Origin of the sequence: Paracoccus shanxieyensis (genome assembly GCF_009711265.1) — a bacterium.
Classification (GTDB): domain Bacteria; phylum Pseudomonadota; class Alphaproteobacteria; order Rhodobacterales; family Rhodobacteraceae; genus Paracoccus; species Paracoccus shanxieyensis.
This window is the reverse complement of the sequence record NZ_WMII01000006.1, coordinates 128,597-152,844: the sequence shown is the minus strand read 5'-3', so window position 1 is coordinate 152,844 and position 24,248 is coordinate 128,597. Positions and strand designations below refer to the sequence as shown.

The window sequence follows — 24,248 nt, the reverse complement described above, 5'->3', positions numbered from 1 at the left end:
GGTCAGACAATGCAGATGCCGCGCTGGCCCAGAATGCGGTCGACCGATCCTGTCGCCGATTGCGGCGTATAGGCCCCGGTGACGCCCCCCAGCGACGGCGAACTGGCGTCGATGGTCCATGCCAGCCCCTGCCCGGTCACCTCGATCCGGTGCATGTTCGCACCTTGATGCGGCACGGCCACGATGCGGCTGACGGTGCGGTCCAGACCGATCCCCGCCACGGCAACTGCCGCATGCACGTTCACATTGCGCGGAAAGCGCAGGCAGGCCCCGCGCGCCGGACCTTCATAGACCGTGCCGCTGGTCAGGGGGTCCAGCCCAAGGCTTTTGCCGCTTTTCGTCGTGGTCACCGTCACGCTGTCGATCAGGCCGCGCCCGTCGCGCAAGCCGTCCAGCCCCAGAACCGCGCCATGCGGCACGAAAAAGCGCCTGCCGCTGGCAGAGGTGGCCGCAAGAATGGCCTGTTCGACGCCCTGATCGGCCAGGGCGGTGGCGCTGAAGGCGCAGAAATCCGCGTGATCCAGAAACCGGGGCGCAAGATCGGCGGTCAGCTGCGGCATCGCCGCCTCGACCACCAGATCGACACCGCAGGCCAGCGCGGCCCCGGCATCATCCGTCAGCAGCGCGCCGGGCAGATCCAGCGCCGCAAGCTTCTGGCGGTCGCGCGCCAGAACAAAGCCGATCTGCACATCCGGGCGGGCCTGCAGATGCCGGATGATCGCCTGCCCGATGGTGCCTTGCCCGATGATCCCGACCCTCATGCGCGGTAACGCTGGGTCAGGGTGGCGATGCGCTGGACGGCCGCCAGCGCCGCGCCATGGTCTTGCGAGAAGTTCAGCCGGATGCTGTCGCCCGCATCCGGGCTGAATTCCGTGCCCGGCGTCACCACCACCCCGGCCTGCAGGCGCAGCGCGCGGATGAACTGCAAGGGCGCGATCGCCAAGGGCGGCAGGCGCGGGAACAGATAGCTGCCGGCCTGCGGCTGACGCACGGTGCAGCCGGGGATCTGGCGGAAGGCCGCGACCAGATCGTCTCGGATCGCCTGATGGCGGGCGATGCGGTCCTCCATCCAGCCCTCGGGTTCGGCAAACCAGCAGCGCAGCACCGCCTGCGCATAGCCCGCCGCCCGCAGCGACACGATGGCCTGCAGCTTCTCCATTCGCGCGATGATCTGCGGCGCGCCGAAGGCCACGCCCAGCCGGTAACCGCTGAGCGATTCCGTCTTGGACGGCCCCATGATGGTCACGACATTCGCGGGCAGATCGGCTTCGGCGCGCAGATGCGTATAGCTGACGCCGGAAAACAGCAGCCGCGAATACAGCTGATCCACGATCACCGTGGCGTCATGGCGCGCAGCCAGCCGGGCGATCCGGGCAATTTCATCCGCCGAATAGACCACGCCCGCCGGATTGTTCGGGTTCGAGAACAGGAACACCCGCGCCCCGGCCTTGAACGCGGCCTCAAGGCCCGACAGATCCAGCCCCGCCTCACCCGCGACAGCCGTGTCATAGGACAGCGCGACGGGGATGATCTCGCCCTCGAAGAACTCGACCAGCTTGCGATTGGCGAAATAATCGGGCCGGACGATGGCCACCTTGTCACCCCGCGCCACGGTCGCGGCGACGGCCAGAAACAGCGCGCCCTGCGTGCCGGGCGTGACGATCAGCCCGTCGCGCGCATCGACCGCGGCCCCGGTGAATGCCGCCAGCCGGTCGGCCAGCCCCTCGCGGATGCCGATATCGCCACGATATTCGGTATAGGCCTGCGCGCCGCCCTTGGCCACGCCTTCGGCAAACAGCTGAAACGCGCCCGGCGTCGGGTCATGGGCATCGACATCGCCATGCGAGAAATCGACCGGCTGGCCCGGCAGCACATCGCCGATCAGGAAATCGGCACTGGCGCTTTGGCGGACCTCTTGCCCCGGGGCGTGATCGGTGCCCAGACGGGCGAATTTCTGTGCGACGGTCATGTTTCCTCCATGCGGCCAGCCTGCCTGCGCTTGAACCTAGCGCGTCGGCAAAGCATAGAAAAACTGATCTTTGTAATTTCAGACGATACGAATTCCATGGATACGCGCTTTCTTGAGACCTTTCTGACCGTGGCCGATTGCGGCTCGATCGCCGAGGCGGCGCGGCGGCTGAACCTGACGCCTGCGGCCCTGGCGCAGCGCATCAAAGTGCTGGAGCAGGATCTGGGCCTGCAACTTCTGCGCCGGTCTGGCCGCCGGGTGCAGCCGACCGATGCGGGGCTGCGGGTCATCGACCATGCGCGGGGGCTGGTCGAAAAAGTGCGCGACCTGCGCGCCATCACCGGCGACGGCTCGCCCGGCGGGCAATTGCGGATCGGCGGCACGGCCACGGCGCTGACCGGGCTGATCCCCGGCATCATCGCGGAACTGGGCGCGCGGCATCCGGCCATCGACTATTTCCTGCAACCGGGATCCTCTGCCGATCTGTATCACCGCGTCATCTCGGCCGAGCTGGACGCCGCCATCATCGTGCGCCCGCAATTCGCCATCGCGAAATCCGTCAACTGGATGACCCTGCGCGATGAGCCGATGGTGCTGATCGCATCGCGGCATCATGGCGATGCAGATGCCGGTGCGCTGCTGCGCAGCCAGCGCTTCATCCGCTATGACCGCGCGCAATGGGGCGGCCAGATCGTCGACCGATACCTGCGCGACCGGCGCATCGCCGTGCGGGAATGGCTGGAGCTGGACGCGCTGGACGCCATCGCCGCCTTGGTGGATCGCGGGCTGGGCGTGGCCATCGTGCCGGACTGGGCGCCGCCTTGGCCGCAGGGTCTGGACCTGCGCAAGCTGCCCTTGCCGGGGGCCGAGGCCCGCCAGATCGGCGTGTTGTGGCAAGGCGCGGGCGCGCGCCAGCCTGCCATCAGCGCCTTTGTCGCGGCCTGCGCGGCGACGACGACCTGAACGCCCGGCGCGGGCGTCAGTCCTTGTCCGCAGGCGCGACCAGCCCCGCTTTCTCCAGCAGGGCTTTCTGCGCAAGGATGCTGTCGGCAAGCTGTTTGCGGCAGCGGGTGACGATCCTTGCGCGGTGCCGGTCGTCGCTGACCGCATCCAAAGCGCCCACGATTGCCGCGATGGTTTCGGATGCCTGCCGCAACTGGGCCATCAGCGCGCCATCTCTTGCCACCTGCATCAGATCGCTGGCCGAAACCAGCCCGACGCCCACCGGCGCAACCGTGCCGCCCAAGGTATATCCCGCCGGCAGATCGCCCTTGATATTCGTCACCTGACGCTGCCGGATGGCGCGGATCACCTGATCGACGGCCTGTTTTGCGCCCGCGACGCGGGTCGGGTGGTCGGTATCGGCGGCGGCATGGGGCAGCAATTCCAGCTTGCCCGCATGTCGGGGCAGCAGCGACAGATAGGGTGCCATCGGCCCGGTCACCTGCCCGCCTGCCTGCCCCTCTGCCGTGAACATATCGGCGTCGATCGCCGCATGACGCAGCTTGCCCGAGGCCAGCGCGCCGTCCAGCGCGTCGATCCGCACCAGCTCGCCCCGGTCATAATTCAGCAGCACCGCCCCATCGTTCAGCGCCGACAGCACCTGCGCGTCGATCAGCCCCGCATTGGCATAGGTGCCGGTCGTCGCATCCTGACGGCCCAGCCCCAGATGCACCGACAGCACATCGGCCCCCAGCGCCGCCGCGACCGGGGTTTCGGCATAGTGGTAACCCTCGGCCAGAATATTGTCGCGATGGGCGGGGCGGGCATAGATCACCACATCCATGTGGAACGCGCGGGCGATCCGCGCCAGTTCGCGCCCGATATTGCCATAGCCCAGAATGGCGATGCGTTTGCCCTCGAGCTTGGCGGTCGGATATTCGGCCAGGTTGCGGCCGGTGTCGAAATCCCCCGCTGCCACGCGGTCATGCAGGACATCGACCGGCAGATCGGGCGTGACCTTCAGCAGCGCCTTGGCCGCCATCTGCGCAGTGGCGCGGCTGTTGATGCCGGGCGTGTTCATCAGCGCCGCATCGCCGCCTTCGCCATTCGGCCCGCCCCATGAGGCCGAGCCCATATTGCCGGTCCCCGCCCCGATCCGGACGCCGCCAAAGCGGAATTGCGTCTGCGCCGGGATGAAGGTCGCCGCCGCGATCACCGCGTCATATTGTCCGTCCCCGGCCTCGGCCAGAAGCGCGTCGGCGGTGCTGAGATGCGGCTGGTAGAAGAAATGGATCCTGCCATCATCATCCGGCCTCCCCGCATTGACCGAGCCGCGGTGAAAGACGCCGCCCTGTGCGGCGATGTAATCGGCGACCTCGGTTGGGTCGGGCTGGCCGTCGGGACCAAAGCGCAGGCCGATGGCGTCGGCGATCAGCACCTTGAACGTGCCGTCGCGCGTTTCGGTCTTGGGTCTCTGCTGCGGGGAATGGTCGAATGCGGCACCCCGGCGCTGCAACTCTTCCTCGATCACGGCGATCTTGGCGCGCAGATAGGCGTATTGCAGGTTGTCCAGCAAAGCCGTCACATCCTGGGGCGCGCGGATGCCGCCGATCCAGGCGCGGTAATCGCCGGGGGTGCCGGGAAAGGCGTTGACATAGCGGGCGGCGTCCAGACCTGGCTCATGCGTGCCATCGGCATGGGTGATGCCGGCATAGCCCAGCAGGTCCTTGGACCGCGCGATGATCTTCGGATGCAGGTCCGAGCCCGAGATTTCGCCATCCGTCACCTGCAACAGCGTGACCGCCGCCCCGCGCCGGTCCTTGTCCTGCACCACCAGATCCAGCAACGCGCTGCCCGCCACCCAGTCATCGACCAGCTTGCGGTTCGCGGCCGAGCGTCGGTTCATCTGCGACACCGGCCCCACACGCCGTTCGGCCTGCAACAGCCCGAAGGTGGTTTCGGCAAAGGCCAGCGCGCTGAAGGTGTTGATGACACCGCCCAGCATCCGGTCCTGCTGCGCATCATAGAACGGCCCCGCATCGACCGAACGCTGACCGCTGAGCGGTTGCTTGGCATCCAGCGGCGGCGCGATCTTCAACTGGCGCGGAATGGCCCATGCGGGGTTTTTCTGGTTGCGTTCGACCAGCGCCAGCGCCTGAGGTGTAAAGGCCGCCACGAAATAGCCCGAGATCCCGCCGATGGCCTTCTGGAACGGCATGAACAGGCAGCACTTCGCCATGACGGCACGCACGGTGTCCTCCGGCCACGGCATCGCGCCCAGCATCGAGGTCGCGTCAAACACCGCGTGGCGGTGTTCGGGATCGCCAGCCAGCCAGTCCAGCAGATGCGCGATATCCTGCGCGGTATAGGCATTGGCCCCGGTGGTTTCGTGGCCGACGCCGACAAAGACGGAAATGCCAAGCGCCTCCAGTTCGCGGGCGGGCGGGATCGTGCCTTCGGTCGGGGCAAAGTGGATGCGGGCTTCGTCGCCCTGTCTGGCGAAGCGCTGCATCTCGATCAGTTGCGTGGCCCAGGACTGGCGGAAAAACCCCGCGCCGCCCGCCGCCGCCTGTTCCGGGCGCGGCGTGTCGACATAGACGCGCTGGCTGGCATCATTGGCGTTCAGCAGATGCTGGACGCAGACGGTAAAGCCGCTGTGGCCGCCGCCCAGACCGACGGCCATGCGGTTCGTCGCGGGAAATTCAAAATAGCGGTGGATGGTGCGCATCATGTCCAGCAGGATCGCATCCGCCGGATAGCCGCGATGCATGCTGCGCGACAGCTCGGCCGTCGAGAACGGCCCAAGATCCTTGCCGGTGTCATCAAGCTTGCGATAGCTTGCCTCGATCCAGTGGTCGAATTCGACGCGGCGCAGGCGGCTGTCGGCCTCATCCAGCGTGGCGTCGGTGATCGGCCCCACGCCAAAGAACGGGTTGCCGGGCGCGGTGGGCGGTCCGTTGCGCGTCTGTTCAAGCGCCGCATCGCGCGCGGCGATCAACTGGCCATCCGTCATCATCCCAAGACCCTCCATCCCTGTCCTGCATTGCGCAAAACCTTAGCCAAAGGTCTTGGCGGGGCGCAGAATGCCCGCGCGGCTTGTATATCCGATTTGCGACATTTGGCCACCGGGGGGCCGTTGCCCGCAGCACGGCCGCGCCGGAAATCAGGGTTGACGCCAAGGCCCAAGGCTTTCCTATTGGCCCACCCGATGCCCAATCTGCCCCGAGGATCCCGATGCAACCCAGACCGATCACCCCAAGCGACACCGATGGCCTGCTTGACTGGCCGGGGGCGATCCACGCGCTGCGGTCCGGGCATCTTCTGCCGCGTGCCCAGATCGCCGATCTGTTCCTTGGTCCGGCGACGGCCACCTTGCTGAACCGAGCCGCATGGATCGAGGGGCTGGGCTTTGGCGTCAAGGCCGTGACGGTCGTGGATGCGAATCCCGTGCGCGGGTTGCCCACGGTGCAGGGCAGCATGATGGTCTTTGACCCCGATCTGGGCCATCCCTCGGCCATCATCGACGCGCCGCTGATCACGGAATGGAAAACTGCGGCGGATTCCGTTCTGGGTGCGATGCTGCTGGCGCGGCCCGACAGCCGCAGCCTGCTGATCGTCGGCGCGGGCACCTTGGCCCGCAGTCTGGTCCGCGCCTATGCCGCGATGTTCCCCGGCCTGCGTGACATCGCCATCTGGGCGCGCCGCGGCGAACAGGCGGCGGCGCTGGTGGCGGAACTTGGCCCGCACTATCCGGCGCTGCGCGTGGCCGAGGATCTGCCGCAGGCCGTGGGGCAGGCCGATATCGTCAGCACGGCCACCATGGCGCGGGCGCCCGTCCTCTTGGGCGCATGGGTCCGCCCCGGCACGCATGTCGATCTGATCGGCGCCTACAAGGCCGACATGCGCGAGGCGGACGACGCCCTGATCGCCCTGGGCAGGCTGTTCGTCGACAGCCGCGACACCACCATCGGCCATATCGGAGAGCTGATGATCCCCATGGCCAGCGGCGTCATCGGCCCCATAGATGTTCTGGGCGATCTTTACGATCTGGTCGGCGCAGACGCGCCGGGGCGGCAGGATCCGCAGGACATCACCATCTTCAAGAATGGCGGCGGCGCGCATCTGGATCTGATGATCGCGACCTATATCGCGCAGGCGATCAAGGCCGGCGCCTAGCCTGCCATCCGATGCCGGCCCAAGGGCAGCATGATGGGCCGCCCCGAGGTCGGGTCTTCGATGATCCGGCTTTCAAGGCCGAAGACATGGCGGATATTGGCTTCGGTCAGCACGGCTTCGGGCGGGCCCTGCACATGCAACTGGCCCGCCGCCATGGCGACCAGATGATCGGCATAGCGTGCGGCAAGGTTCAGGTCATGCAGCACCATGACGATGGTGGTGCCGCGCGCATGGTTCAGATCGACCAGCAGATCCAGCACCTCGATCTGATGGGCGATGTCCAGAAATGTCGTCGGCTCATCCAGCAGCAGAATGTCGGTCTGCTGCGCCAGCGCCATGGCGATCCAGACGCGCTGGCGCTGACCGCCCGACAGCTCATCCACCGGACGCTCGGCCAGTTCCAGCGTGCGCGTGGCCTCCAGCGCCTGCGCCACGGCCTCGTCATCGCGCCTGCTCCAGCGCGAGATCAAACCGTGATGCGGATGGCGGCCCCGGCTGACCAGATCGGCCACGGTGATGCCTTCGGGCGCGATGGGCGATTGCGGCAGCAGGCCCATGACGCGGGCCAGTTCGCGCGGGGGCGTACGGTGGACCTGCTTGCCGTCCAGCAGGACCTGACCCGCACGCGGGGCCAGCAGCCGCGACATGGTGCGCAGCAGCGTGGATTTGCCGCAGGCATTGGGACCGATGATGACCGTGATCCGGCCCGGCGGCACCTGAAGGTCCAGCCCGGTCAGGATGTGGCTGTCGCCATAGCCCGCCGTCAGATCCTGCACCGAAAGGGTATGAGAGGTCATGCTCAGGCTCCGTTGCGATGGGCGCGGATGATCAGGAACAGCAGATAGGGTGCCCCAAGCGCCCCCGTCACCACGCCCACCGGATAGCGCGAGGGCAGCAGGAACTGCCCGCAATAATCGCCCGCCAGCACCAGCACCGCACCGACCAGCGCCGCGGGCAGCAAAAGCGAGCCGTCGCGGCCAAAGACTCGCGCGGCGATCGGCCCGGACAGGAATGCGACGAAGGCGATGGGTCCGGTGACGGCGGTGGCGACCGCGATCAGACCGACGGCGGCCACGATGACGATGATGCGCGTGCGCGCGACATCCGTGCCAAGCGCCGCTGCGCAGTCATCGCCCAGCCGCAGCGCCTGCAGATCGCGCCCACGCGCCAGCAGCACCCCGCCAAAGATCAGCAGCGACAAAAGGATCGGCATGGCCTGCGCCAGTTGCGCGCCATTGACGCTGCCGGTCAGCCAGCGCACGGCCTCTTGCAGATCCCATGCGGGCGCCTTCAGCAGGATATACGAGATCAGGCTTTCCAGCATCGCCGACACGCCGATGCCCACAAGGATCAGCCGTGCCCCCGCCACGCCACCGCGCCATGACAGCGCATAGATCGCCAGCGCCACGCCCAGTCCCGCCAGCACGGCAAAGACCGACACGACCGGACCGTCCAGCCCCAGCACGATGATGGCAAAGACCGCCGCCGCGCTGGCGCCGGAACTGATGCCGATGATGTCGGGGCTGGCCAGCGGGTTGCGCAGCATGATCTGGAAGGCCGCGCCGCCAAGCCCGAAGCTCAGACCGGCCAGCACCGACATGACAGCGCGCGGCAGCCGCAACTGGCCGACGGTGAAGGACGCGCCCGCGACCTCATGGCCCAACAGCACGCGCAGCACATCGCCGGGCGGGGTGAAGGACTGCCCCAGCATCAGGGTCAGCGCAAAGGCCACGACCAGCAGCGCCAGCAGGCACAGCACCACCCGGCGGCGGCGGGCCCTGCGGCGCTGTCGGCCATCGGCAACGATCTGAAATGCGGTCGCGGTCATAGCTCGCGCACCTTCTGGCGGCGGACGATCCAGATGAAGAACGGCGCGCCGATGAAGGCGGTGACGACGCCCACGTCCAGCTCATTCGGGCGGGCGACCAGACGACCGGCGATATCGGCGGCCAGCAGCAGCGACGCCCCGGCCAGCGCCGAAAACGGCAGAAGCCAGCGATGATCCACGCCAACCAGCAGGCGGCACAGATGCGGCAACATCAGCCCGACGAACCCGATCGGGCCGCAGATCGCCGTGGTCGCGCCGCACAGAAGGATCGCGGCCAGCGCCGCCGTGGCGCGCGCCAGCGCCACGCGCTCGCCCAGACCCGCGGCCAGATCGTCGCCAAGCGCCAGCGAATTCAGCCGCCGCGCCGTGCCCATCGCGATCAGCAGCCCCGCGCCCAGAAAGGGCAGCACCAGCCAGATGCGGGCGAAGGTCGCGCCGCCGACGCCGCCGACCTGCCATTGCCGGATGCCGCCCGCGATGTCGCCGCGCGTCAGCACGACCGCGATCACCAGCGACGAAAATGCAACCGAGGTCGCCACGCCCGCCAGCGCCAGCTTCAAGGGTGTGGCGCCGCCGCGCCCCAGCGAGCCGATGACATAGACAAAGACCGCCGTAACCCCTGCGCCCAGAATGGCCGTCCAGATGAACGCGCCCGAGGTCTGGATGCCGAACCACGCGACGCCCACGGCAATCGCCAGCGAGGCGCCCATGTTGACCCCAAGGATGCCCGGATCGGCCAGCGGATTGCGCGTGATGCCCTGCATGATCGCCCCCGACAGCCCCAGCGCCGCCCCGGCCAGCAGCGCCATCAGTGTGCGCGGGATACGGGCCCAGACCGCCGCCTGCGCCACGGTGTCCACCTGCCCCGACAGCGCGGCGCGAATGTCGGCCCAGCCGGTGCTGCGCGTGCCGATGGCGACGGATGCGGCACATAGCGCGCCCAGCACCAGCACGGCCACCAGCAGCCAAAGCGCGCGCCGCCGCCCGGCGCGCGCGAATTGCGCCGGGATCGCCGCGTTACTGGCCATCGGCCTTGCGCGCCGCCCCGGCCAGCAGATCGACGTAATCCTCCAGCACATAGGGGATCGAGAGCGGCGTGGGATTGGCCGCCGTGCCTAAGGGATCGGATCCCAGCATCACCAGCGAGCCGTGCTGCACCGCAGGCATATGCGCCATCAGCGGATCGGCCTTGATCGCCTCCCACAGCGGCTGGCCGCCATAGGTCACGACGATATCCACATCGTCGAAAGCGTCGATCCGTTCGGCGCTGATCCCGCCCGAGAACTGGCCGGGACGCGTCGCCTCTTGCACGCTTTTGGGGGCGGTCAGGCCCAGATCGGCAAAGAACTTCACCCGCGTGTCATTGGCGGTATAGAAATTCACCCGGCTCAGATCGGTCGTGTCCAGATGGGTGATGAACATGGCGGATTTGTCGTGCAGCTCGGGGTGGCGCGCGACGGTTTCCGCGATCTGGGCGTCGATGCTGGCGATCAGCGCATCGCCCTGCGCCGCCATGCCAAGCCCCGCGCTGTTCAGCCGGATCGTGTCGCGCCAATCGGTCGCCCATGCGCTGTCGGGATAGGCGATCACCGGCGCAATCTGGCTGAGCGTGTCGTATTCCGCCTGCGTCAGCCCGGAATAGGCCGCAAGGATCACGTCGGGCTGCGTCGCCGCCACCGCCTCGAAGTCGATGCCGTCGCCTTCGTCGAACAGGACCGGCGTCTCGGCCCCCAGCTCCTTCAGCTTCTGCGACACCCATGGCAGCAGCCCGTCGCCGTCATCATCGCCGAAATTGGCGCGCGCAAAGCCCACCGGCACGATGCCAAGCGCCAGCGGCACCTCTTGATTGGCCCAGGACACCGCCGCGACACGCACCGGCTTTGCGGGGATCGTCGTGGTTCCCAGCGCATGGGTGATGGTCATCGGATAGCCGGGCTGATCGGCCCGCGCCGGGACGGCCAGAACCACGGCAAGGCTGATCGCGGCAAGAGTGGCAGATATGCGCAGACGCATCGAAGGGCCCCTTTCTGACGGTTCGGCCCGGAATTTTCAGGTCTGCGGCGCTGGGTCAACCCTGCCCGACTGTTTCAGTCACCGATTTCCGTGGATTCCGACAAAAACAGTTGGAACCTTCAATACAGCCGCAGCCGATCCCGTTATCAGACGCCCGGAATCATGCGGGGCCAGTCCGACCGGCGGCACGCCAAGGGCACCAGCCAACCGCATACAGAACAAGAAAAACGGATGGAACGTGGCGATGCCAAGGAATGAATTCGCAATGACGCAGGGCGCGGCGCGCTGCATGAAACTGGCCCTGCTGGGCTGCACGGCGCTGGTGGCCTTTGGCCCGCAGGCGATGGCGCAGCAGGCGGTGGTGCTGGATCAGGTGGTGATCGACGGCACGGCAGGCGATAACGACGCCAATTCGATCGTCGCCGTCACCACCACGGCCGGCAGCAAGATGGCCACGGATATTCTGGACACGCCCGCCTCGGTTTCGGTCATCACGGCCAAGGACATGCAGGCGCGTGGCGCGAATACCGCCGAACAGGTGCTGCGCTATACCGCTGGCGTCGCCACGGACTTCTATGGCGGCGATGACCGCTTCGACTATTACAAGATCCGCGGCTTCGATGCCTCGGTCTTCCGCGACGGGCTGCCGATGCAAAAGGCATTCGGCGGCATCCGCGAGGACACGTTCCTTTATGAGCGCGTCGAGGTGGTGAAGGGCGGCAACTCGACCGTCACGGGCCCGACCGAGCCGGGCGGCATGGTGAACTATGTCACCAAACTGCCGCGCACCATGCGCTTTGGCGAAGCCTATGCCACGGTCGGATCGTTCAACCATACCGAGGCGGGCGTCGATTTCGGCGATAACCTGACGGCGGATTCCACGCTGTCCTATCGCCTGACCGCGCGGGTGCAAAAGGCCGACAAGGAAACCGATTACAGCCAGGACGATGCCGCGCTGCTGATGGGCGGTCTGACATGGCGGCCCAGCGATGCAACCAGCCTCAGCCTTGTGCTGGACCACATGAAGCGCGACGGCAGCACCGGGTCGGGCTATCCGCTGGGCACGGATTACGACCGCGACGTGTTCTTCGGCGAGCCGGATTTCAACTATCTGGACAATGAACGCAATTCGGCCAGCATCCTGTTCGACCACGATTTCGGTGGCGGGCTGAAGCTGAACGCGAACCTGCGCTACAGCGATGAGGATCGCGGCTTTGGCTATGTCTATGTCGGCGACGACACCTATCTGCCGCCCGCCGGCCAGACGCCCTATATCGACCGCTTCTATTTCGCCTCGGACGGCTCGGCGCAGAAACTGCTGGCGGATGCGAACCTGCAATACGACCGCAATTTCGGCCAGTTGACCAGCCGCACGCTGGTCGGCCTGCAATATCGCGACGAACAATCCGACGGCAAGATATGGTGGGCCCCCGCCGAGGGCGTCCCCTATGGTTCGGGTCCGATCCGCACGGGCGGCATCGATCTGGATACGCTGACCCCGCTGCAGACGACGGAAAACGACGATCAGATCACCTCGCTTTATGTGCAGCAGGAACTGACCTATGACCGCTTCATCGCCACGATCGGTCTGCGCAATGACTGGATGGACCTGTCGCGCAACAATTCGGGCACCCCGTCGCAGGCCGATTTCAGCAAGACCACCGCGCGCCTTGGCCTGACCTACAAGATCACGCCGCAGGTCTCGACCTATTTCAGCTATGCGGAATCGGTGCTGCCCGCTGGCCTGACCGTGGAACCGGAAGAGGGCGAACAATATGAGATCGGCGTGAAATACCGCCCCGAAGGCATGAACGCGCTGTTCACCGCCGCGCTCTATGACCTGAAAAAGACCAATATTACCCGCACGGATACCACAACCACCCCGCCCATTCCGCGCACCATCGGCGAAATCCGCGCCCGCGGCGTCGAGCTTGAGGCCCGCGCCGAACTGACCCGCGCGCTGAACCTGACGGCCTCGTATTCCTATACCAATACCGAGATCACGGACAGGCTGTCGCCCAATCAGGGCAACCAGCTGGGCAATGTGCCGACGCATCTGGCCTCGGTCTGGGTGGATTACACGCTGGCTGGCAACGATACGCGCGGCGACATGAACTTCGGTCTGGGCGCGCGCTATCAGGGCACGTCCTTCGGCGGCGATGACAATGCGCAGAAATACCCGGCGGCGCTGATCTTCGATGCGGCCTACAGCTATGATGTCACCAAGAACACCTCGCTGACGCTGAACGTCACGAACCTGTTTGACGAAAAGCACGAACAGGCCGCATCGGGTGCGATCACCTATAACCCCGGCCGGGAAATCGACCTGACGCTGCGCCGCACCTGGTAACAGCGCACATGACCCCGCCGCGCGATCTGACGCGGCGGGATCGGATCATCCCGCCTGCTGCATGCGCCGCCATGCGGCAGGCGTTTCGCCTGCGACCTGCCGAAAGGCGCGCGTCAGATGCGCCTGATCGGAAAAGCCAAGTCGTGCGGCGATGTCGGGCAGGCTCATGCCGCCTTGCAGCAGAAAGCGCTGCGCCATGTCGATGCGCTGGCACAGCTGCCATTGCAGCGGCGTCTGGCCGGTGGTTTTCTTGAAGACGCTGGCAAACCAGCTTTCCGACAGCCCGACGGTCGCGGCCATCTCGGCCACGGTCAGGCGGTGTTCGCTGGCCTGATCCATGCGCGCGGCCAGCTTGTTCAACTGCGCGGGCGTCAGGCCGCCAATGGCGCGGTCGTCGCTGTCGCCGCCGATTTCCAGCAGCCCTGCGGCAATGCTGCCGACCAGACTTTCGGCGTAAAGCCCGTGCCGCTTGGGGGTGGAAAGCTCATCAACCAGCAGGGCGGCCAGCGCCTCGATCGCATCGACATTCTGGATCTCGACCGGGCGCCGCACGGTGGCCAGCGCCGCCGACCGCCCGATCGATGGCGTCAGGAAGCGCAGCAGCCGGTTCTGTTCGATATGCAGATCCAGATGCGAGAAGCGATGCGCCGAGGTGAAGCTGGTCCACATCGGCACGCCCGCCGGCACATAAAGCGCCCGCGTCATCGGGCGGCAATGGCGATCCATATCCTCGGACCGGTCCGACATGCGGATATGTGGCGACACATCGTTGAAGAAGATCATGATGCGCGGATCGGGCGACAGGTAATAGGCATGCGCGCCCGAATGCCCCTCGGCCTGCCAGAACACGCCGACCATGCCATCCAGACTGCGCCATTTCGGCAGCGCCGCCTGAATGCCATGGGTATAGCAGGTCATCGAATGCCGAAAGCTCATGCCCGGACCACCGCCTTAGTTCATCGGATGAAAGACAGCGTGCCTGGCCGGGCGGGATTTTCGCCGACTCTGGGGAGCGATCCGGGTTGGGATATTGCGCCATCTGCCCCAAAGGCGCAACCAAGCCAAAAAGGCAGGTCGGGGCGGCGTTGCAATCCTGCCGCTTTAGCGGGCCATCCAGCCGCCATCGACCGTCAGAACCGTGCCATTGACGTAATCCGAGGCAGGCGCGGCCAGATAGACCGCCGATTGCCCGATATCCTGCGCCTGCCCCCAACGGCCTGCCGGGATCCGCTCCAGAATGGCGCGGCTGCGGTCGGGATCGGCGCGCAGGGCGGCGGTGTTGTTCGTCTGGATATAGCCGGGCGCAATGGCGTTCACATTCAGCCCCTGCCCCGCCCATTCATTCGCCAGAAGCCGCGTCAGACCGGCCACGCCATGCTTGGCGGCGGTATAGCTGGGCACGCGGATCCCGCCCTGAAGCGACAGAAGCGAGGCGATGTTGACGATTTTGCCCCGCCCGCGCGGAATGGCCGCGCGCGCAAAGGCCTGACAGGTGAAAAACAGCGCCTTCAGGTTCACGTCCATCACGTCATCCCAGTCGGCCTCGGTGAAATCGACGGCATCGGCGCGGCGGATGATGCCCGCATTATTCACCAGAATGTCGATGCGCTCGGCGGCAAAGACATCGCGTGCGGCCATCGGATCGGCGAAATCCAGCCGCATCTGCCGACCGCTGCCCATCAGGGCCAGCGTCTCGTCGCAATCGCGGCGGCCTGCGGCGATGACATCGGCCCCGGCCTGAGCCATCGCGACGGCGATGGCCTGACCGATGCCGGTATTCGCGCCGGTGACCAGGGCGGTCTGACCTTGCAGCGAAAACGGGTTCACCGCAGATCCTCCGGCTGGACGAAATCCATGTCGGTGTAATCCACGTTGTCGCCCGCCATGGCCCAGATGAAGGTATAGCCGCCGATGCCCGCGCCCGAATGGATCGACCATGGCGGCGACAGCACCGCCTGTTCATTGGCCACGAAGATATGCCGGGTTTCCTGCGGCTCGCCCATCAGATGCAGCACGCGCGATTGCGGCTGCATGCCGTGATACAGATAGGCCTCCATGCGCCGGTCATGCACATGCGCGGGCATGGTGTTCCAGACCGAGCCATCCTCAAGCGTGGTATAGCCCAGCACAAGCTGGCAGCTTTCCATCACCAGCGGGTGGATGAACTGGCGGATGGTGCGCTTGTTCGAGGTCTCGGTCGCGCCGGTCTTCATCTCTTTGGCATCGGCCACGGTGACCAGCCGCGACGGCAGCGCGCGATGCGCCGGGCACGAGGTGATGTAGAACCGCCCCGCGCCGGAAAACGTCACCGGCCCCGCGCCCATGCCCAGATACAGCACATCGCCATATGCCATGTCCCAGTCCTGACCCGCCGCCTGAACGCGGCCGGTATCGCCGATATTGACGATGCCCATCTCGCGCCGTTCCAGAAAGCTGGCGGTGCGGGTTTCGGCGATCTTGTCCAGCACCAGATGGCCGCCCGCAGGCACCGCGCCGCCGACGATGAAGCGGTCGTAATGCGTATAGGTCAGGCGGATTTCGCCGTCGCGGAACATGCCTTGGGTCAGGAAATGCGCGCGCAATGCGGCGGTGTCCATCGTGCGGGCATGGTCGGGATGCACCGCCTGTCGGGTGTCCACATGGATCATGGCTGGTCCTTTCACAGAAAATCGTCGCGGCGCGGGGTAAAGCTGTCGATCAGCACGCCGGGTTCAAGACAGGTGCAGCCGTGCCGGGCATCCGAGGCGATGACGAAGGCATCCCCCGGCCCGACCTGAAAGCTGCGCCCGTCCACGGTGAAGTCGAAACGGCCCGACTGCACATAGGTCGATTGCACATGCGGGTGGCTGTGCAGCGCGCCCGCATCGCCTGCGGCGAACTGGAAGCGCACCACCATCAGCTCGGGCGCATGCGCCAGCACGGTGCGGATGGGATCGGTCATCTGAACACTCCGGGCAGCCACAGCGACAAGGCGGGGATATAGGTCACCAGCATCAGCACGATCAGCCCCGCGGCATAGAAGGGCCAAACGCTGCGCATCGCCTCCCAGATGCTGATGCGCGCCACGGCGGCGGCGACGAACTGCACCGGCCCCAGGGGCGGCGTGTTCAGCCCGATGCCAAGGTTCAGGATCATGATGACGCCGAAATGCACCGGGTCGACGCCGAAGGCCGACACCACCGGCAGAAAGATCGGCGTGGTGATGATGATCAGCGGCGACATGTCCATGAACGTGCCCAGAACCAGCAGCACGATGTTGATCATCAGCAGGATGACCAGCGGATTGCTGGACACCGACTGCATCCACTCCAGCGAGATCTGGGCCACATGCAGATAGGCCATCAGCCAGCCAAAGGCCCCCGCCATCCCGATGATCAACAGCACCATGGCCGTCGTGCGCACCGCTTGCTGGGTGGCATGGACGAAATCGCTCCAGCTGAGGCTGCGATAGACCAGCGCCGTTACCAGAATGGCATAGACCACCGCGATGCAGCTGCTTTCCGTCGCCGTGAAGATGCCCGAGCGGACGCCGCCGAAGATGATGGCGATCAGCAACATGCCCGGCAGCGATTGCAGCAGGAAATAGCCGACGCGGGCGAAACCGGGAAAGGGCTCGGTCGGATAGCCGCGCCGCACCGCGACGATCCACGCGGTGATCGACAGCGCCAAGGCCAGCAGCAGGCCCGGAATGATCCCCGCCGTGAACAGATCGGCAATCGAGATCCGCCCGCCGCCCGAGATCGAATAGATGATCATGTTGTGGCTGGGGGGCAGCATCAGCGCGATCAGCGCCGACATCGAGGTCACGTTGACGGCGTAATCCGCGCCGTAACCGCGTTCCTTCATCTGCGGGATCATGATGCCGCCCACCGCCGCCGCCTCGGCCACGGCCGAGCCGGAGATGCCGCCGAACAGCGTCGAGGCCGCGATATTGACCTGTCCCAGCCCGCCCCGGACATGGCCGATCAGCGATCCGGCAAAGGCCACGATGCGCGCCGCGATGCCGCCCCGCACCATCAGATCGCCCGCGAAGATGAAGAACGGGATCGCCATCAGCGTAAAGACCGAAATTCCCGATGACACCCGCTGAAACACCACCAGCGCGGGCAGGCCCAGATAGCCCACGGTCGCCATGCTGGCGATGCCAAGGCAAAAGGCGATGGGCGTGCCGATCAGCATCAGGATCGTGAACACGCCAAACAGGATCAGATATTCCATGGCTCAGACCTCGCTTGCCAGAACGTCGTCGGCATCGGGGCGGGCTTCTTCGGTGCGACCGGCGATGCGGTTCAGCAGATGCTCGACCACGAACAGCACGATCAGCACGCCGCCCACGAACAGCGGCAGATAGCTGACGCCGCCGGGCAGCCGGATGATGGGCAGCGTGTTGCCCCATGTCTTGGCCATCAACTGCCAGCCATAGACCACCATGCCGATGCCAAAGACCAGCACCGCCGTGTCGGACAGCCCGCGCAGCCAGCTTCCGAAGCGTTCCGGCAGAAAGAAGATCAGCACGTCGAAGCCCAGATGGAACTTCTCATGCACGCCCACGGCCGAGCCCAGAAAGATGAACCAGCTCATCAGCAGGATCGCCACCGGCTCGACCCACAGCAGGCTGTAGCCCATGACATAGCGCGCAAAGACCTGCGCGAAAACGATGACGGTCATCGCCACCAGACCGATCCCCGCCAGCCACAGGCTGAGCCGGGTCAGCAGGTTGTTCAGCCGCGACAAAGCCGTGATGACAGCTTGCATGGTGCCCCCCAAATTTCCGGAAAGGCCCGCGCGCATGGGGCGCGGGCCGCTGTCGTCACTCTGTCGCCTGAATGCGCTTGACCAGATCCTGCGCCTCGGGCGTGGTCACATATTTTTCGTAGACCGGGACCATGGCCTCGACGAAGGCGGTCTTGTCCACGTCCTTGATGATCTCGGCACCCGCCGCCGTCACCTTGTCTTCCGAGGCCTTTTCCTGTTCGGCCCACAGCTTGCGCTGCAGCGTGGCCGAGTTGCGGGCAGCGTCGCGCAGGACCGCCTGATCCTCGGGGGTCAGCTTCTCCCAGCTGGTCTTGGACACCGCCACCAGTTCGGGGACCATCAGGTGCTGGTCCAGCGTGAAATATTTGGCGACTTCGGCATGGCCCGAGCTGTCATAGCTAGGGAAGTTGTTTTCCGCCCCGTCGATCACCCCGGTCTGGATCGAGGAATAGACCTCGCCATATGGCATGGGCGTCGCCGAGGCGCCAAGCGCCGACATCATGTCCACGAACACGTCGTTCTGCATGACGCGGAACTTCAGGCCCTTCAGATCCTCGACGGTGCGGATCGGCTTTTTCGAGTTGTAGAAGCTGCGCGCGCCGCCATCGTAATAGGCCAGCGGCACCAGATCCTTTTCCTCGAAGGCCTTGGCGATCTCCTCGCCGATGGGGCCGTCCATGACCTTGTGCATGTGTTCGTCGGATTTATACAGATAGGGCAGCGACACGGTCTGGGTGATCGGCACGATGTCGTTAAACGATCCGAAGCTGGCGCGGATCATGTCGATGACGCCGAACTGGGTCTGTTCGATGGTGTCCTTTTCCTCACCCAACTGGGATGAGGGGAAAACCTCGATGCAGATGCGGCCTTCGGTCTTTTCCTTGACCTCGGCGGCCATGGCCTTGACGCCCTCGACCGTGGGATAGCCATCGGGATGCGTGTCCGAGGACCGCAGCCGGATGTCGCATTCCGCGCTTGCCGCCCCGGCAAGTGCTGCGGTGGCCAGTAACGCGGCCAGCGTGGTGTTCAGAAGTTTCATGATATCCTCCCAGATATGCTCACAAGCGATAGGCCTTCTTGGCGAGGCCATAGGTCAAATCATGCGCCAGCCCCGCCGCCTCGTCCTCGGCAAGGCGTCCGGTGGCGACCAGATCCGCCAGAAAGGCGCAGTCCACGCGACGGGCCACGTCATGACGCGCCGGGATCGAACAGAAGGCCCGCGTGTCGTCGTTGAAGCCCACGGTGTTGTAAAAGCCCGCGGTTTCCGTCGCCATCTCGCGGAAGCGGCGCATGCCTTCCGGGCTGTCGTGGAACCACCATGGCGGGCCAAGGCGCAGGCACGGCCAGACGCCCGCCAGCGGCGCAAGCTCGCGCGAATAGCTGGTCTCATCCAGCGTGAACAGGATCACGGTCAGATCGGCGCGCATGCCCACGGCGTTCAGCAGCGGGCGCAGCGCGGTGACGTAATCGGTGCGGCGCGGGATGTCGAAGCCCTTGTCGCGGCCGAACTGCGCCAGCACCTGCGCCGAGTGATTGCGCGCAGCGCCGGGGTGGATTTGCAGGACCAGCCCGTCCTCAAGGCTCATCCGGGCCATCTCGGTCAGCATCTGGCCCCGGAAGGCATCGGCTTCGTCCGGCGTGCAGGCGCCGCGCAGGGCCTTTTGGAACAGCGCCGCGGCATCGGCCTGCGCCATGTCCTCGGTCCGGGCCGAGGGGTGGCCGTGATCCGAGGAGGTCGCGCCGAATTCCTTGAAATAGGCCCGCCGGGCACGGTGCGCATCCAGATAGCCGGCCCATGTCAGCGTATCGAAGCCGGTCTGCTGGCCCAGCAATTCGACATTCTGCGCCAGCCCCGGCATGTCGGGGTCGATGACGGCATCGGGGCGATAGGCGGTGATGACGCGGCCATCCCAGCCGCTGTCGCGGATCATCCGGTGCCAGCGCAGATCGTCGGTCGCGGCCTCGGTGGTGGCGATGGCTTCGATATTGAAGCGTTTGAACAGCGCGCGGGGGCGGAATTCGGGACGGCTCAGGCAATCGGCGATGTGGTCGTAATACCAATCCGCAGTTTCGGCATTCAACCGGCGGTCGATGCCAAAGACATGCTGAAAGCTGTGATCCAGCCAAAGCTGGCAAGGCGTGCCCAGAAACAGATGGTAATGCGCCGCAAACAGCCGCCAGATCTTGCGGCCATCGGTCTCGGTCGGGCCTCCATCGGCGCGCGGCACGCCCAGATCGGTCAGCGCCACGCCCTGCGAACACAGCATCCGGAAGACGTAATGATCGGGCGTGACGAAAAGCTGCGCCGGGTCGGGGAACGGCTGATCTTCGGCGAACCAGCGCGGGTCCGTATGGCCATGCGGGCTGAGGATCGGCAGATCGCGGATGCTGTCATAAAGCGCCCGCGCGATGCCCCGCGTGCCGGGGTCGACCGGAAACAGCCGATCATCCTTCAACAAAGCCATGCGCCGCATTCCTCCCCGAATCGCGCTTGCGTTACTTCTGGCAAACTAATATGCTAGATTAGTAGTTTGTCAACACGGGTCCGTCATGCCCTCTGCCACCGCCAGCCTGCCCAGCCTTGAGGATCTGCGGCCCCGCAGCACCACAGATCATGTGTTCGAGGCGCTGTATGACCGCGTGGTGAACCTGACCCTGCCGCCCGGATCGCGCCTGTCCGAGGCCGAGGTCGCCTCGCAGATGGGCGTATCGCGCCAGCCGGTGCGGGATGCGTTTTACCGCCTGTCGCAGCTGGGCTTTGTGCAAATCCGCCCGCAGCGGGCGACGACAGTGACGCCGATTTCGGAAGAAGCGGTGATGCAGGCGCATTTCATCCGCAGCTCGCTGGAAGAGGCATGCATGCGTGTCGCGGCCACGCGGCTGACCAAGGATCAGCTTGTCACGCTGGACCAGCTGATCGCCCGGCAAGAGGCCGCCGCCAGCGCCGGGCTGCGCGATGAATTCCACGCGCTGGACGATGAATTCCACCGCCAGATCTGCGAGTTTTCGGGCTTGGGTTTTGTCTGGACCTTGGTCAAGGACAACAAGGGCCATATGGACCGCGCGCGTTATCTCAGCCTGTCGTATAACGCCGGGCACGCCATCGCCGAACATCGCCAGATCATCGCCGCCCTGCATCAGCATGACCCCGAGGCCGCTGCCGCAGCGATCCGTCAGCACCTGATCCGCATTCAGGATATTCTGGCCCGCATCCGCACCGAACAGCCCGAAGTGTTCGCCCCTTAGGCCCGCGCCGGCCACCGGACCTGTGACAAAACTGAAAAAGCGTTCCTATATAAAGGGCAGCAAGGGCGGCACGCGCCGCCAGCCTTACCGTCCCGAAAGGAACCTGTCATGAGCTGGAACCCCACGCAGAACCCCGAAAATCCTCAGGATCTTGGCGCGATCGAAACGCTGATCATCCCGCGCGCCCGCGATATCGGCGGCTTCGAGGTCCGCCGCGCCCTGCCCGCCCCGCGCCGCCAGATGGTCGGGCCGTTCATCTTTTTCGACCATATGGGCCCGGCGGAATTCCTGACCGGCGGCGGCATCGACGTGCGCCCGCATCCCCATATCGGGCTTGCCACCGTGACCTATCTGTATCGCGGCGAATTCCAGCACCGCGATTCCCTTGGCACCAACCAGATGATCTATCCCGGCGAGGTGAACTGGATGATCGCGGGCAATGGCGTCACGCATTCCGAACGCACCTCGGCCGAGATGCGCCGCCGCCCCGGCGCGCTGCACGGCATCCAGACATGGGTGGCGCTGCCCGAATCCGCCGAGGATGGCAATGCCGCCTTTGAACATCACGGCCGCGAAGCACTGCCGATGCTGTCCGAAGGTGGCAAGCAGGTGCGGCTGATCCTTGGCAGCGCATGGGGCGAAACCGCGCCGGTCAAGACCTTTACCGACACGTTCTATGCCGATGCCGTGCTGGAACCCTATGCGCAGCTGCCGCTGCCCGACAATCACGAAGACCGCGGTGTCTATGTCACCGAAGGCCAGATCACCGTGGCCGACCAGACCTTTGATGCGGGCCGCATGATGGTGTTTCGTCCGGGCGATGCGATCAGCCTGACCGCAGGCCCGATGGGGGCGCGGCTGATGGTGCTGGGCGGCGAGACGCTGAACGGCCCGCGCTATATCTCGTGGAACTTCGTCGCCTCGTCGCGCGAACGCATCGAGGCGGCGAAAGAGGCGTGGCGGCAGGGGGACTGGGCGCATGGGCGCTTTCAGCTGCCGCCGGGCGACGACGCCGAATTCATCCCATGGCCCGAGAACCTGCGTTAAAGGCGCGTCGGCGCCTTCTGCGAGGGCATTTCGATATTGATCTCGAGGCTGGACAGATCGTCGCTGCGCTCAAGCTTGATATCCACGGCATCGCCGTCGATCTGCATGTGACGGCGCACCACCTCAAGGATGTCGCGCTGGAGCAGCGGCAGAAAGTCGGGCGTGTCGCCGCTGGCGCGCTCATGCGCCAGCAGGATCTGCAACCGCTCTTTGGCGGTCTGGGCCGTCGAGGGCTTTTTCTGGCGGAAACTGAAACCGAACATGCTTATGCCGTCCGTCCCAGCAGCCTCTGGAAGAAGCCGCGTTTCTGTTCGCCCGAATTGACGCGCATTTCGATCTGTTCACCGATCAGACGGCCCACGGCATCGACATAGGCCTTGCCCGCGCCCGATGTCTCGTCAAGGATCACCGGCTGGCCCTCGTTCGAGGCTTTCAGCACCGAGGTGCTTTCCGGGATGATCCCCAGAAGCGGGATGGCCAGAATTTCCAGCACGTCCTGCACGCTCATCATCTCGCCCGCGGCGGAACGGTTGGAATCGAACCGCGTCAGCAGAAGCTGCGCCTTGACCGCGCTGCCATCGCCCTTTTCCGACAGGAAGGTCTTGGAGTTCAGCAGACCCAGCACGCGGTCGCTGTCGCGGACCGAGGACACTTCCGGGTTGGTGACGACAACGGCTTCGTCGGCGTAATACATCGCCAGATGCGCGCCACGCTCGATCCCCGCCGGGCTGTCGCAGACGATATAGTCGAATTCCTGACGCAGTTCGTCCAGAACGGCCTTCACGCCTTCCTTGGTCAGCGCATCCTTGTCGCGGGTCTGCGAGGTCGGCAGCACATACAGGTTTTCAAGGCGGCGATCCTTGATCAGCGCCTGTTTCAGCTTGGCATCGCCCTGAATGACGTTGATGAAGTCGAACACCACGCGGCGTTCGCAGCCCATGATCATGTCAAGGTTGCGCAGGCCCACATCGAAGTCGATGACGACCGTCTTGTGGCCCCGCATGGCGAGACCGGCGCTGATCGCGGCCGACGAGGTCGTCTTGCCGACGCCGCCCTTGCCCGATGTGACTACGATGACCTTGCTCACGAAACGCTTCCTTTCGACCGGTTCATTTCAGGGATTCAACGCGCAGCTTGTCGCCTTCCAGAAAGGCCTGCACATTGTCGCGGGGCGTGTCTGGCCCCAGATTTTCGCTGGTCAGGTAAAGACCGGCAATCGCCAGCAGCTCGGCATCCAGCGCATGACAGAAGATCCGCGCCGAGGTGTCGCCGTTCACCCCCGCCAGCGCGCGGCCACGCAGGCGGCCATAGATATGGATATTGCCCGCAGCGATCACCTCGGCCCCGGAACTGACCGGACCGACAATGACCAGATCGCCGCGATCGGCAAAGATCGTCTGACCCGAGCGCACCGGCTGGGTGATCGTGCGCGTCACGGGCGCGGGCGCTTCCTTCTCGGCGGTTTCCGCCTGCGCGGCGGGCCGGTCGCCGGGGCGTTCGGTGCGCGTCACACGTTCAAGCCCGACGGCCTTGCCGCTGGGCAGCGCGATCAGGCCAGCGGCGGCGGCGGCTTCCGCCTGCGCGCGGGTGGCGCTTTGCACGCCAAAGACCGACAGGTGGCGGCGGCGCAATTCGCCGACCAGATGCTGCATCTCTTTGGTGGTTTCCAGCCCTTGCGCCAGTTCAAGGTCGATCACCAGCGGCGCATGTTCAAAGAACAGCGGGGTCTGGCGCAGCTTGGCGTCCAGCACCTCGAAAAACGCGGCATTGGCGGGGCCGCCCATATGCAGGGCCACGGCGGTGAAGGTGCGACCGCGAATCTGTAAGGCCTTTACGGTCGCGACATCGCGTGTCGCGCTGTGATTGAGTTCCTGCACGTCTTTTCTGCCCGGCTTGCGGCGCGCGAGAGGGAATCCACGCGG

Annotated in this window: 23 protein-coding genes; 5 read left to right on the top strand and 18 right to left on the bottom strand. The window is 65.6% G+C overall.

Annotation, left to right across the window (positions count from 1 at the left end; translation table 11 throughout):
• Positions 1 to 2: 2 nt before the first annotated feature.
• The gene (locus GL284_RS08220; protein ID WP_155044117.1) at positions 3 to 761 is read right to left on the bottom strand and encodes an aspartate dehydrogenase domain-containing protein; all 759 of its coding nucleotides are present in this window, start codon (positions 759 to 761) and stop codon (positions 3 to 5) included.
• Positions 758 to 1,969: a pyridoxal phosphate-dependent aminotransferase gene (locus GL284_RS08215; RefSeq protein WP_155044116.1), complete on the bottom strand. Its 1,212-nt coding sequence runs from the start codon at positions 1,967 to 1,969 to the stop codon at positions 758 to 760. Before GL284_RS08215 ends, GL284_RS08220 begins: the two co-directional genes overlap by 4 nt.
• A 96-nt stretch (positions 1,970 to 2,065) precedes the next feature.
• On the opposite strand from GL284_RS08215, the gene GL284_RS08210 reads away from it, so the two are divergent.
• A complete protein-coding gene (locus GL284_RS08210) occupies positions 2,066 to 2,932 on the top strand; it encodes a LysR family transcriptional regulator (RefSeq protein ID WP_155044115.1) in 867 nt (288 codons plus the stop codon).
• A 16-nt stretch (positions 2,933 to 2,948) separates the two neighbouring features.
• On the opposite strand, the gene GL284_RS08205 is transcribed toward GL284_RS08210, so the two are convergent.
• Positions 2,949 to 5,927, bottom strand: a complete 2,979-nt coding sequence (locus GL284_RS08205) for an NAD(P)-dependent oxidoreductase (protein ID WP_155044114.1) — start codon at positions 5,925 to 5,927, stop codon at positions 2,949 to 2,951.
• Between the two features lie 218 nt (positions 5,928 to 6,145).
• Between GL284_RS08205 and GL284_RS08200 the strand changes: the two genes are divergently transcribed.
• Positions 6,146 to 7,087: an ornithine cyclodeaminase family protein gene (locus GL284_RS08200; RefSeq protein WP_155044113.1), complete on the top strand. Its 942-nt coding sequence runs from the start codon at positions 6,146 to 6,148 to the stop codon at positions 7,085 to 7,087.
• Here the strand turns inward: GL284_RS08200 and GL284_RS08195 are convergent.
• The 4 genes from GL284_RS08195 to GL284_RS08180 are packed head-to-tail and all read right to left on the bottom strand — an operon-like array spanning position 7,084 to position 10,928.
• Complete coding sequence (locus tag GL284_RS08195) at positions 7,084 to 7,884, bottom strand: ABC transporter ATP-binding protein (protein WP_155044112.1); 801 nt, start codon at positions 7,882 to 7,884, stop codon at positions 7,084 to 7,086. The two genes, GL284_RS08200 and GL284_RS08195, sit on opposite strands and share 4 nt — an antisense overlap.
• Before the next feature lie 2 nt (positions 7,885 to 7,886).
• Positions 7,887 to 8,915 carry a FecCD family ABC transporter permease gene (locus GL284_RS08190; RefSeq protein ID WP_155044111.1) on the bottom strand — a complete coding sequence of 343 codons (1,029 nt, stop codon included), beginning with the start codon at positions 8,913 to 8,915 and terminating at the stop codon, positions 7,887 to 7,889.
• Positions 8,912 to 9,943, bottom strand: a complete 1,032-nt coding sequence (locus tag GL284_RS08185; RefSeq protein ID WP_155044110.1) for a FecCD family ABC transporter permease — start codon at positions 9,941 to 9,943, stop codon at positions 8,912 to 8,914. Before GL284_RS08185 ends, GL284_RS08190 begins: the two co-directional genes overlap by 4 nt.
• The gene (locus tag GL284_RS08180; protein WP_155044109.1) at positions 9,933 to 10,928 is read right to left on the bottom strand and encodes an iron-siderophore ABC transporter substrate-binding protein; all 996 of its coding nucleotides are present in this window, start codon (positions 10,926 to 10,928) and stop codon (positions 9,933 to 9,935) included. Before GL284_RS08180 ends, GL284_RS08185 begins: the two co-directional genes overlap by 11 nt.
• Positions 10,929 to 11,172: 244 nt before the next feature.
• Here GL284_RS08180 and GL284_RS08175 point away from each other — a divergent pair, with 244 nt between their 5' ends.
• Entirely contained in the window at positions 11,173 to 13,278 is a 2,106-nt protein-coding gene (locus GL284_RS08175) for a TonB-dependent siderophore receptor (protein ID WP_155044193.1), read from the top strand.
• Between the two features lie 45 nt (positions 13,279 to 13,323).
• Here GL284_RS08175 and GL284_RS08170 read toward each other — a convergent pair whose 3' ends face one another.
• The 8 genes from GL284_RS08170 to uxaC all read right to left on the bottom strand — a co-directional run bounded on the left by GL284_RS08170 (position 13,324) and on the right by uxaC (position 20,498).
• Complete coding sequence (locus GL284_RS08170; RefSeq protein ID WP_196216743.1) at positions 13,324 to 14,214, bottom strand: helix-turn-helix transcriptional regulator; 891 nt, start codon at positions 14,212 to 14,214, stop codon at positions 13,324 to 13,326.
• A 165-nt stretch (positions 14,215 to 14,379) separates the two neighbouring features.
• Entirely contained in the window at positions 14,380 to 15,105 is a 726-nt protein-coding gene (kduD, locus tag GL284_RS08165; protein WP_341870328.1) for a 2-dehydro-3-deoxy-D-gluconate 5-dehydrogenase KduD, read from the bottom strand.
• Entirely contained in the window at positions 15,102 to 15,926 is an 825-nt protein-coding gene (kduI, locus tag GL284_RS08160) for a 5-dehydro-4-deoxy-D-glucuronate isomerase (protein ID WP_155044107.1), read from the bottom strand. Before kduI ends, kduD begins: the two co-directional genes overlap by 4 nt.
• 11 nt (positions 15,927 to 15,937) lie before the next feature.
• Positions 15,938 to 16,219: a cupin domain-containing protein gene (locus GL284_RS08155; RefSeq protein WP_155044106.1), complete on the bottom strand. Its 282-nt coding sequence runs from the start codon at positions 16,217 to 16,219 to the stop codon at positions 15,938 to 15,940.
• Positions 16,216 to 17,496 (bottom strand): TRAP transporter large permease, encoded by a 1,281-nt coding sequence (locus tag GL284_RS08150; RefSeq protein ID WP_155044105.1) that lies wholly within the window; start codon positions 17,494 to 17,496, stop codon positions 16,216 to 16,218. The genes GL284_RS08155 and GL284_RS08150 overlap by 4 nt, the downstream gene beginning before the upstream one ends.
• Before the next feature lie 3 nt (positions 17,497 to 17,499).
• Complete coding sequence (locus tag GL284_RS08145; protein ID WP_155044104.1) at positions 17,500 to 18,033, bottom strand: TRAP transporter small permease; 534 nt, start codon at positions 18,031 to 18,033, stop codon at positions 17,500 to 17,502.
• A 55-nt stretch (positions 18,034 to 18,088) separates the two neighbouring features.
• Complete coding sequence (locus GL284_RS08140) at positions 18,089 to 19,072, bottom strand: TRAP transporter substrate-binding protein (protein WP_155044103.1); 984 nt, start codon at positions 19,070 to 19,072, stop codon at positions 18,089 to 18,091.
• 19 nt (positions 19,073 to 19,091) lie between these two features.
• Positions 19,092 to 20,498 (bottom strand): glucuronate isomerase, encoded by a 1,407-nt coding sequence (gene uxaC / locus GL284_RS08135; protein WP_155044102.1) that lies wholly within the window; start codon positions 20,496 to 20,498, stop codon positions 19,092 to 19,094.
• A gap of 85 nt (positions 20,499 to 20,583) precedes the next feature.
• Between uxaC and GL284_RS08130 the strand changes: the two genes are divergently transcribed.
• Both GL284_RS08130 and GL284_RS08125 read left to right on the top strand, forming a co-directional pair.
• Positions 20,584 to 21,279 carry a GntR family transcriptional regulator gene (locus GL284_RS08130; protein ID WP_155044101.1) on the top strand — a complete coding sequence of 232 codons (696 nt, stop codon included), beginning with the start codon at positions 20,584 to 20,586 and terminating at the stop codon, positions 21,277 to 21,279.
• 108 nt (positions 21,280 to 21,387) lie between these two features.
• Entirely contained in the window at positions 21,388 to 22,326 is a 939-nt protein-coding gene (locus tag GL284_RS08125) for a pirin family protein (protein ID WP_155044100.1), read from the top strand.
• On the opposite strand, the gene minE is transcribed toward GL284_RS08125, so the two are convergent.
• Genes minE through minC form a run of 3 tightly spaced genes read right to left on the bottom strand, consistent with a single transcriptional unit; the run spans position 22,323 to position 24,203 of the window.
• Positions 22,323 to 22,589: a cell division topological specificity factor MinE gene (gene minE, locus GL284_RS08120; protein WP_155044099.1), complete on the bottom strand. Its 267-nt coding sequence runs from the start codon at positions 22,587 to 22,589 to the stop codon at positions 22,323 to 22,325. The genes GL284_RS08125 and minE overlap by 4 nt on opposite strands.
• 2 nt (positions 22,590 to 22,591) lie before the next feature.
• Entirely contained in the window at positions 22,592 to 23,413 is an 822-nt protein-coding gene (gene minD / locus GL284_RS08115) for a septum site-determining protein MinD (RefSeq protein ID WP_341870327.1), read from the bottom strand.
• A gap of 22 nt (positions 23,414 to 23,435) precedes the next feature.
• On the bottom strand, positions 23,436 to 24,203 hold the full coding sequence (gene minC, locus GL284_RS08110; protein ID WP_341870326.1) for a septum site-determining protein MinC: 768 nt from the start codon (positions 24,201 to 24,203) through the stop codon (positions 23,436 to 23,438).
• Positions 24,204 to 24,248: the final 45 nt, after the last annotated feature.

Excerpts from the sequence above, each read along its gene's own strand:
- minE (WP_155044099.1), bottom strand. The coding sequence starts at position 22,589 with ATGTTCGGTTTCAGTTTCCGCCAGAAAAAGCCCTCGACGGCCCAGACC.
- uxaC (WP_155044102.1), bottom strand. The coding sequence starts at position 20,498 with ATGGCTTTGTTGAAGGATGATCGGCTGTTTCCGGTCGACCCCGGCACG.
- GL284_RS08200 (WP_155044113.1), top strand. The coding sequence starts at position 6,146 with ATGCAACCCAGACCGATCACCCCAAGCGACACCGATGGCCTGCTTGAC.
- GL284_RS08190 (WP_155044111.1), bottom strand. The coding sequence starts at position 8,915 with ATGACCGCGACCGCATTTCAGATCGTTGCCGATGGCCGACAGCGCCGC.
- GL284_RS08180 (WP_155044109.1), bottom strand. The coding sequence starts at position 10,928 with ATGCGTCTGCGCATATCTGCCACTCTTGCCGCGATCAGCCTTGCCGTG.
- kduI (WP_155044107.1), bottom strand. The coding sequence starts at position 15,926 with ATGATCCATGTGGACACCCGACAGGCGGTGCATCCCGACCATGCCCGC.
- GL284_RS08215 (WP_155044116.1), bottom strand. The coding sequence starts at position 1,969 with ATGACCGTCGCACAGAAATTCGCCCGTCTGGGCACCGATCACGCCCCG.
- GL284_RS08145 (WP_155044104.1), bottom strand. The coding sequence starts at position 18,033 with ATGCAAGCTGTCATCACGGCTTTGTCGCGGCTGAACAACCTGCTGACC.
- GL284_RS08170 (WP_196216743.1), bottom strand. The coding sequence starts at position 14,214 with ATGAGCTTTCGGCATTCGATGACCTGCTATACCCATGGCATTCAGGCG.
- GL284_RS08220 (WP_155044117.1), bottom strand. The coding sequence starts at position 761 with ATGAGGGTCGGGATCATCGGGCAAGGCACCATCGGGCAGGCGATCATC.
- GL284_RS08130 (WP_155044101.1), top strand. The coding sequence starts at position 20,584 with ATGCCCTCTGCCACCGCCAGCCTGCCCAGCCTTGAGGATCTGCGGCCC.
- GL284_RS08125 (WP_155044100.1), top strand. The coding sequence starts at position 21,388 with ATGAGCTGGAACCCCACGCAGAACCCCGAAAATCCTCAGGATCTTGGC.
- GL284_RS08155 (WP_155044106.1), bottom strand. The coding sequence starts at position 16,219 with ATGACCGATCCCATCCGCACCGTGCTGGCGCATGCGCCCGAGCTGATG.
- GL284_RS08205 (WP_155044114.1), bottom strand. The coding sequence starts at position 5,927 with ATGATGACGGATGGCCAGTTGATCGCCGCGCGCGATGCGGCGCTTGAA.
- GL284_RS08175 (WP_155044193.1), top strand. The coding sequence starts at position 11,173 with ATGCCAAGGAATGAATTCGCAATGACGCAGGGCGCGGCGCGCTGCATG.
- GL284_RS08140 (WP_155044103.1), bottom strand. The coding sequence starts at position 19,072 with ATGAAACTTCTGAACACCACGCTGGCCGCGTTACTGGCCACCGCAGCA.
- GL284_RS08150 (WP_155044105.1), bottom strand. The coding sequence starts at position 17,496 with ATGGAATATCTGATCCTGTTTGGCGTGTTCACGATCCTGATGCTGATC.
- GL284_RS08185 (WP_155044110.1), bottom strand. The coding sequence starts at position 9,943 with ATGGCCAGTAACGCGGCGATCCCGGCGCAATTCGCGCGCGCCGGGCGG.
- GL284_RS08210 (WP_155044115.1), top strand. The coding sequence starts at position 2,066 with ATGGATACGCGCTTTCTTGAGACCTTTCTGACCGTGGCCGATTGCGGC.
- GL284_RS08195 (WP_155044112.1), bottom strand. The coding sequence starts at position 7,884 with ATGACCTCTCATACCCTTTCGGTGCAGGATCTGACGGCGGGCTATGGC.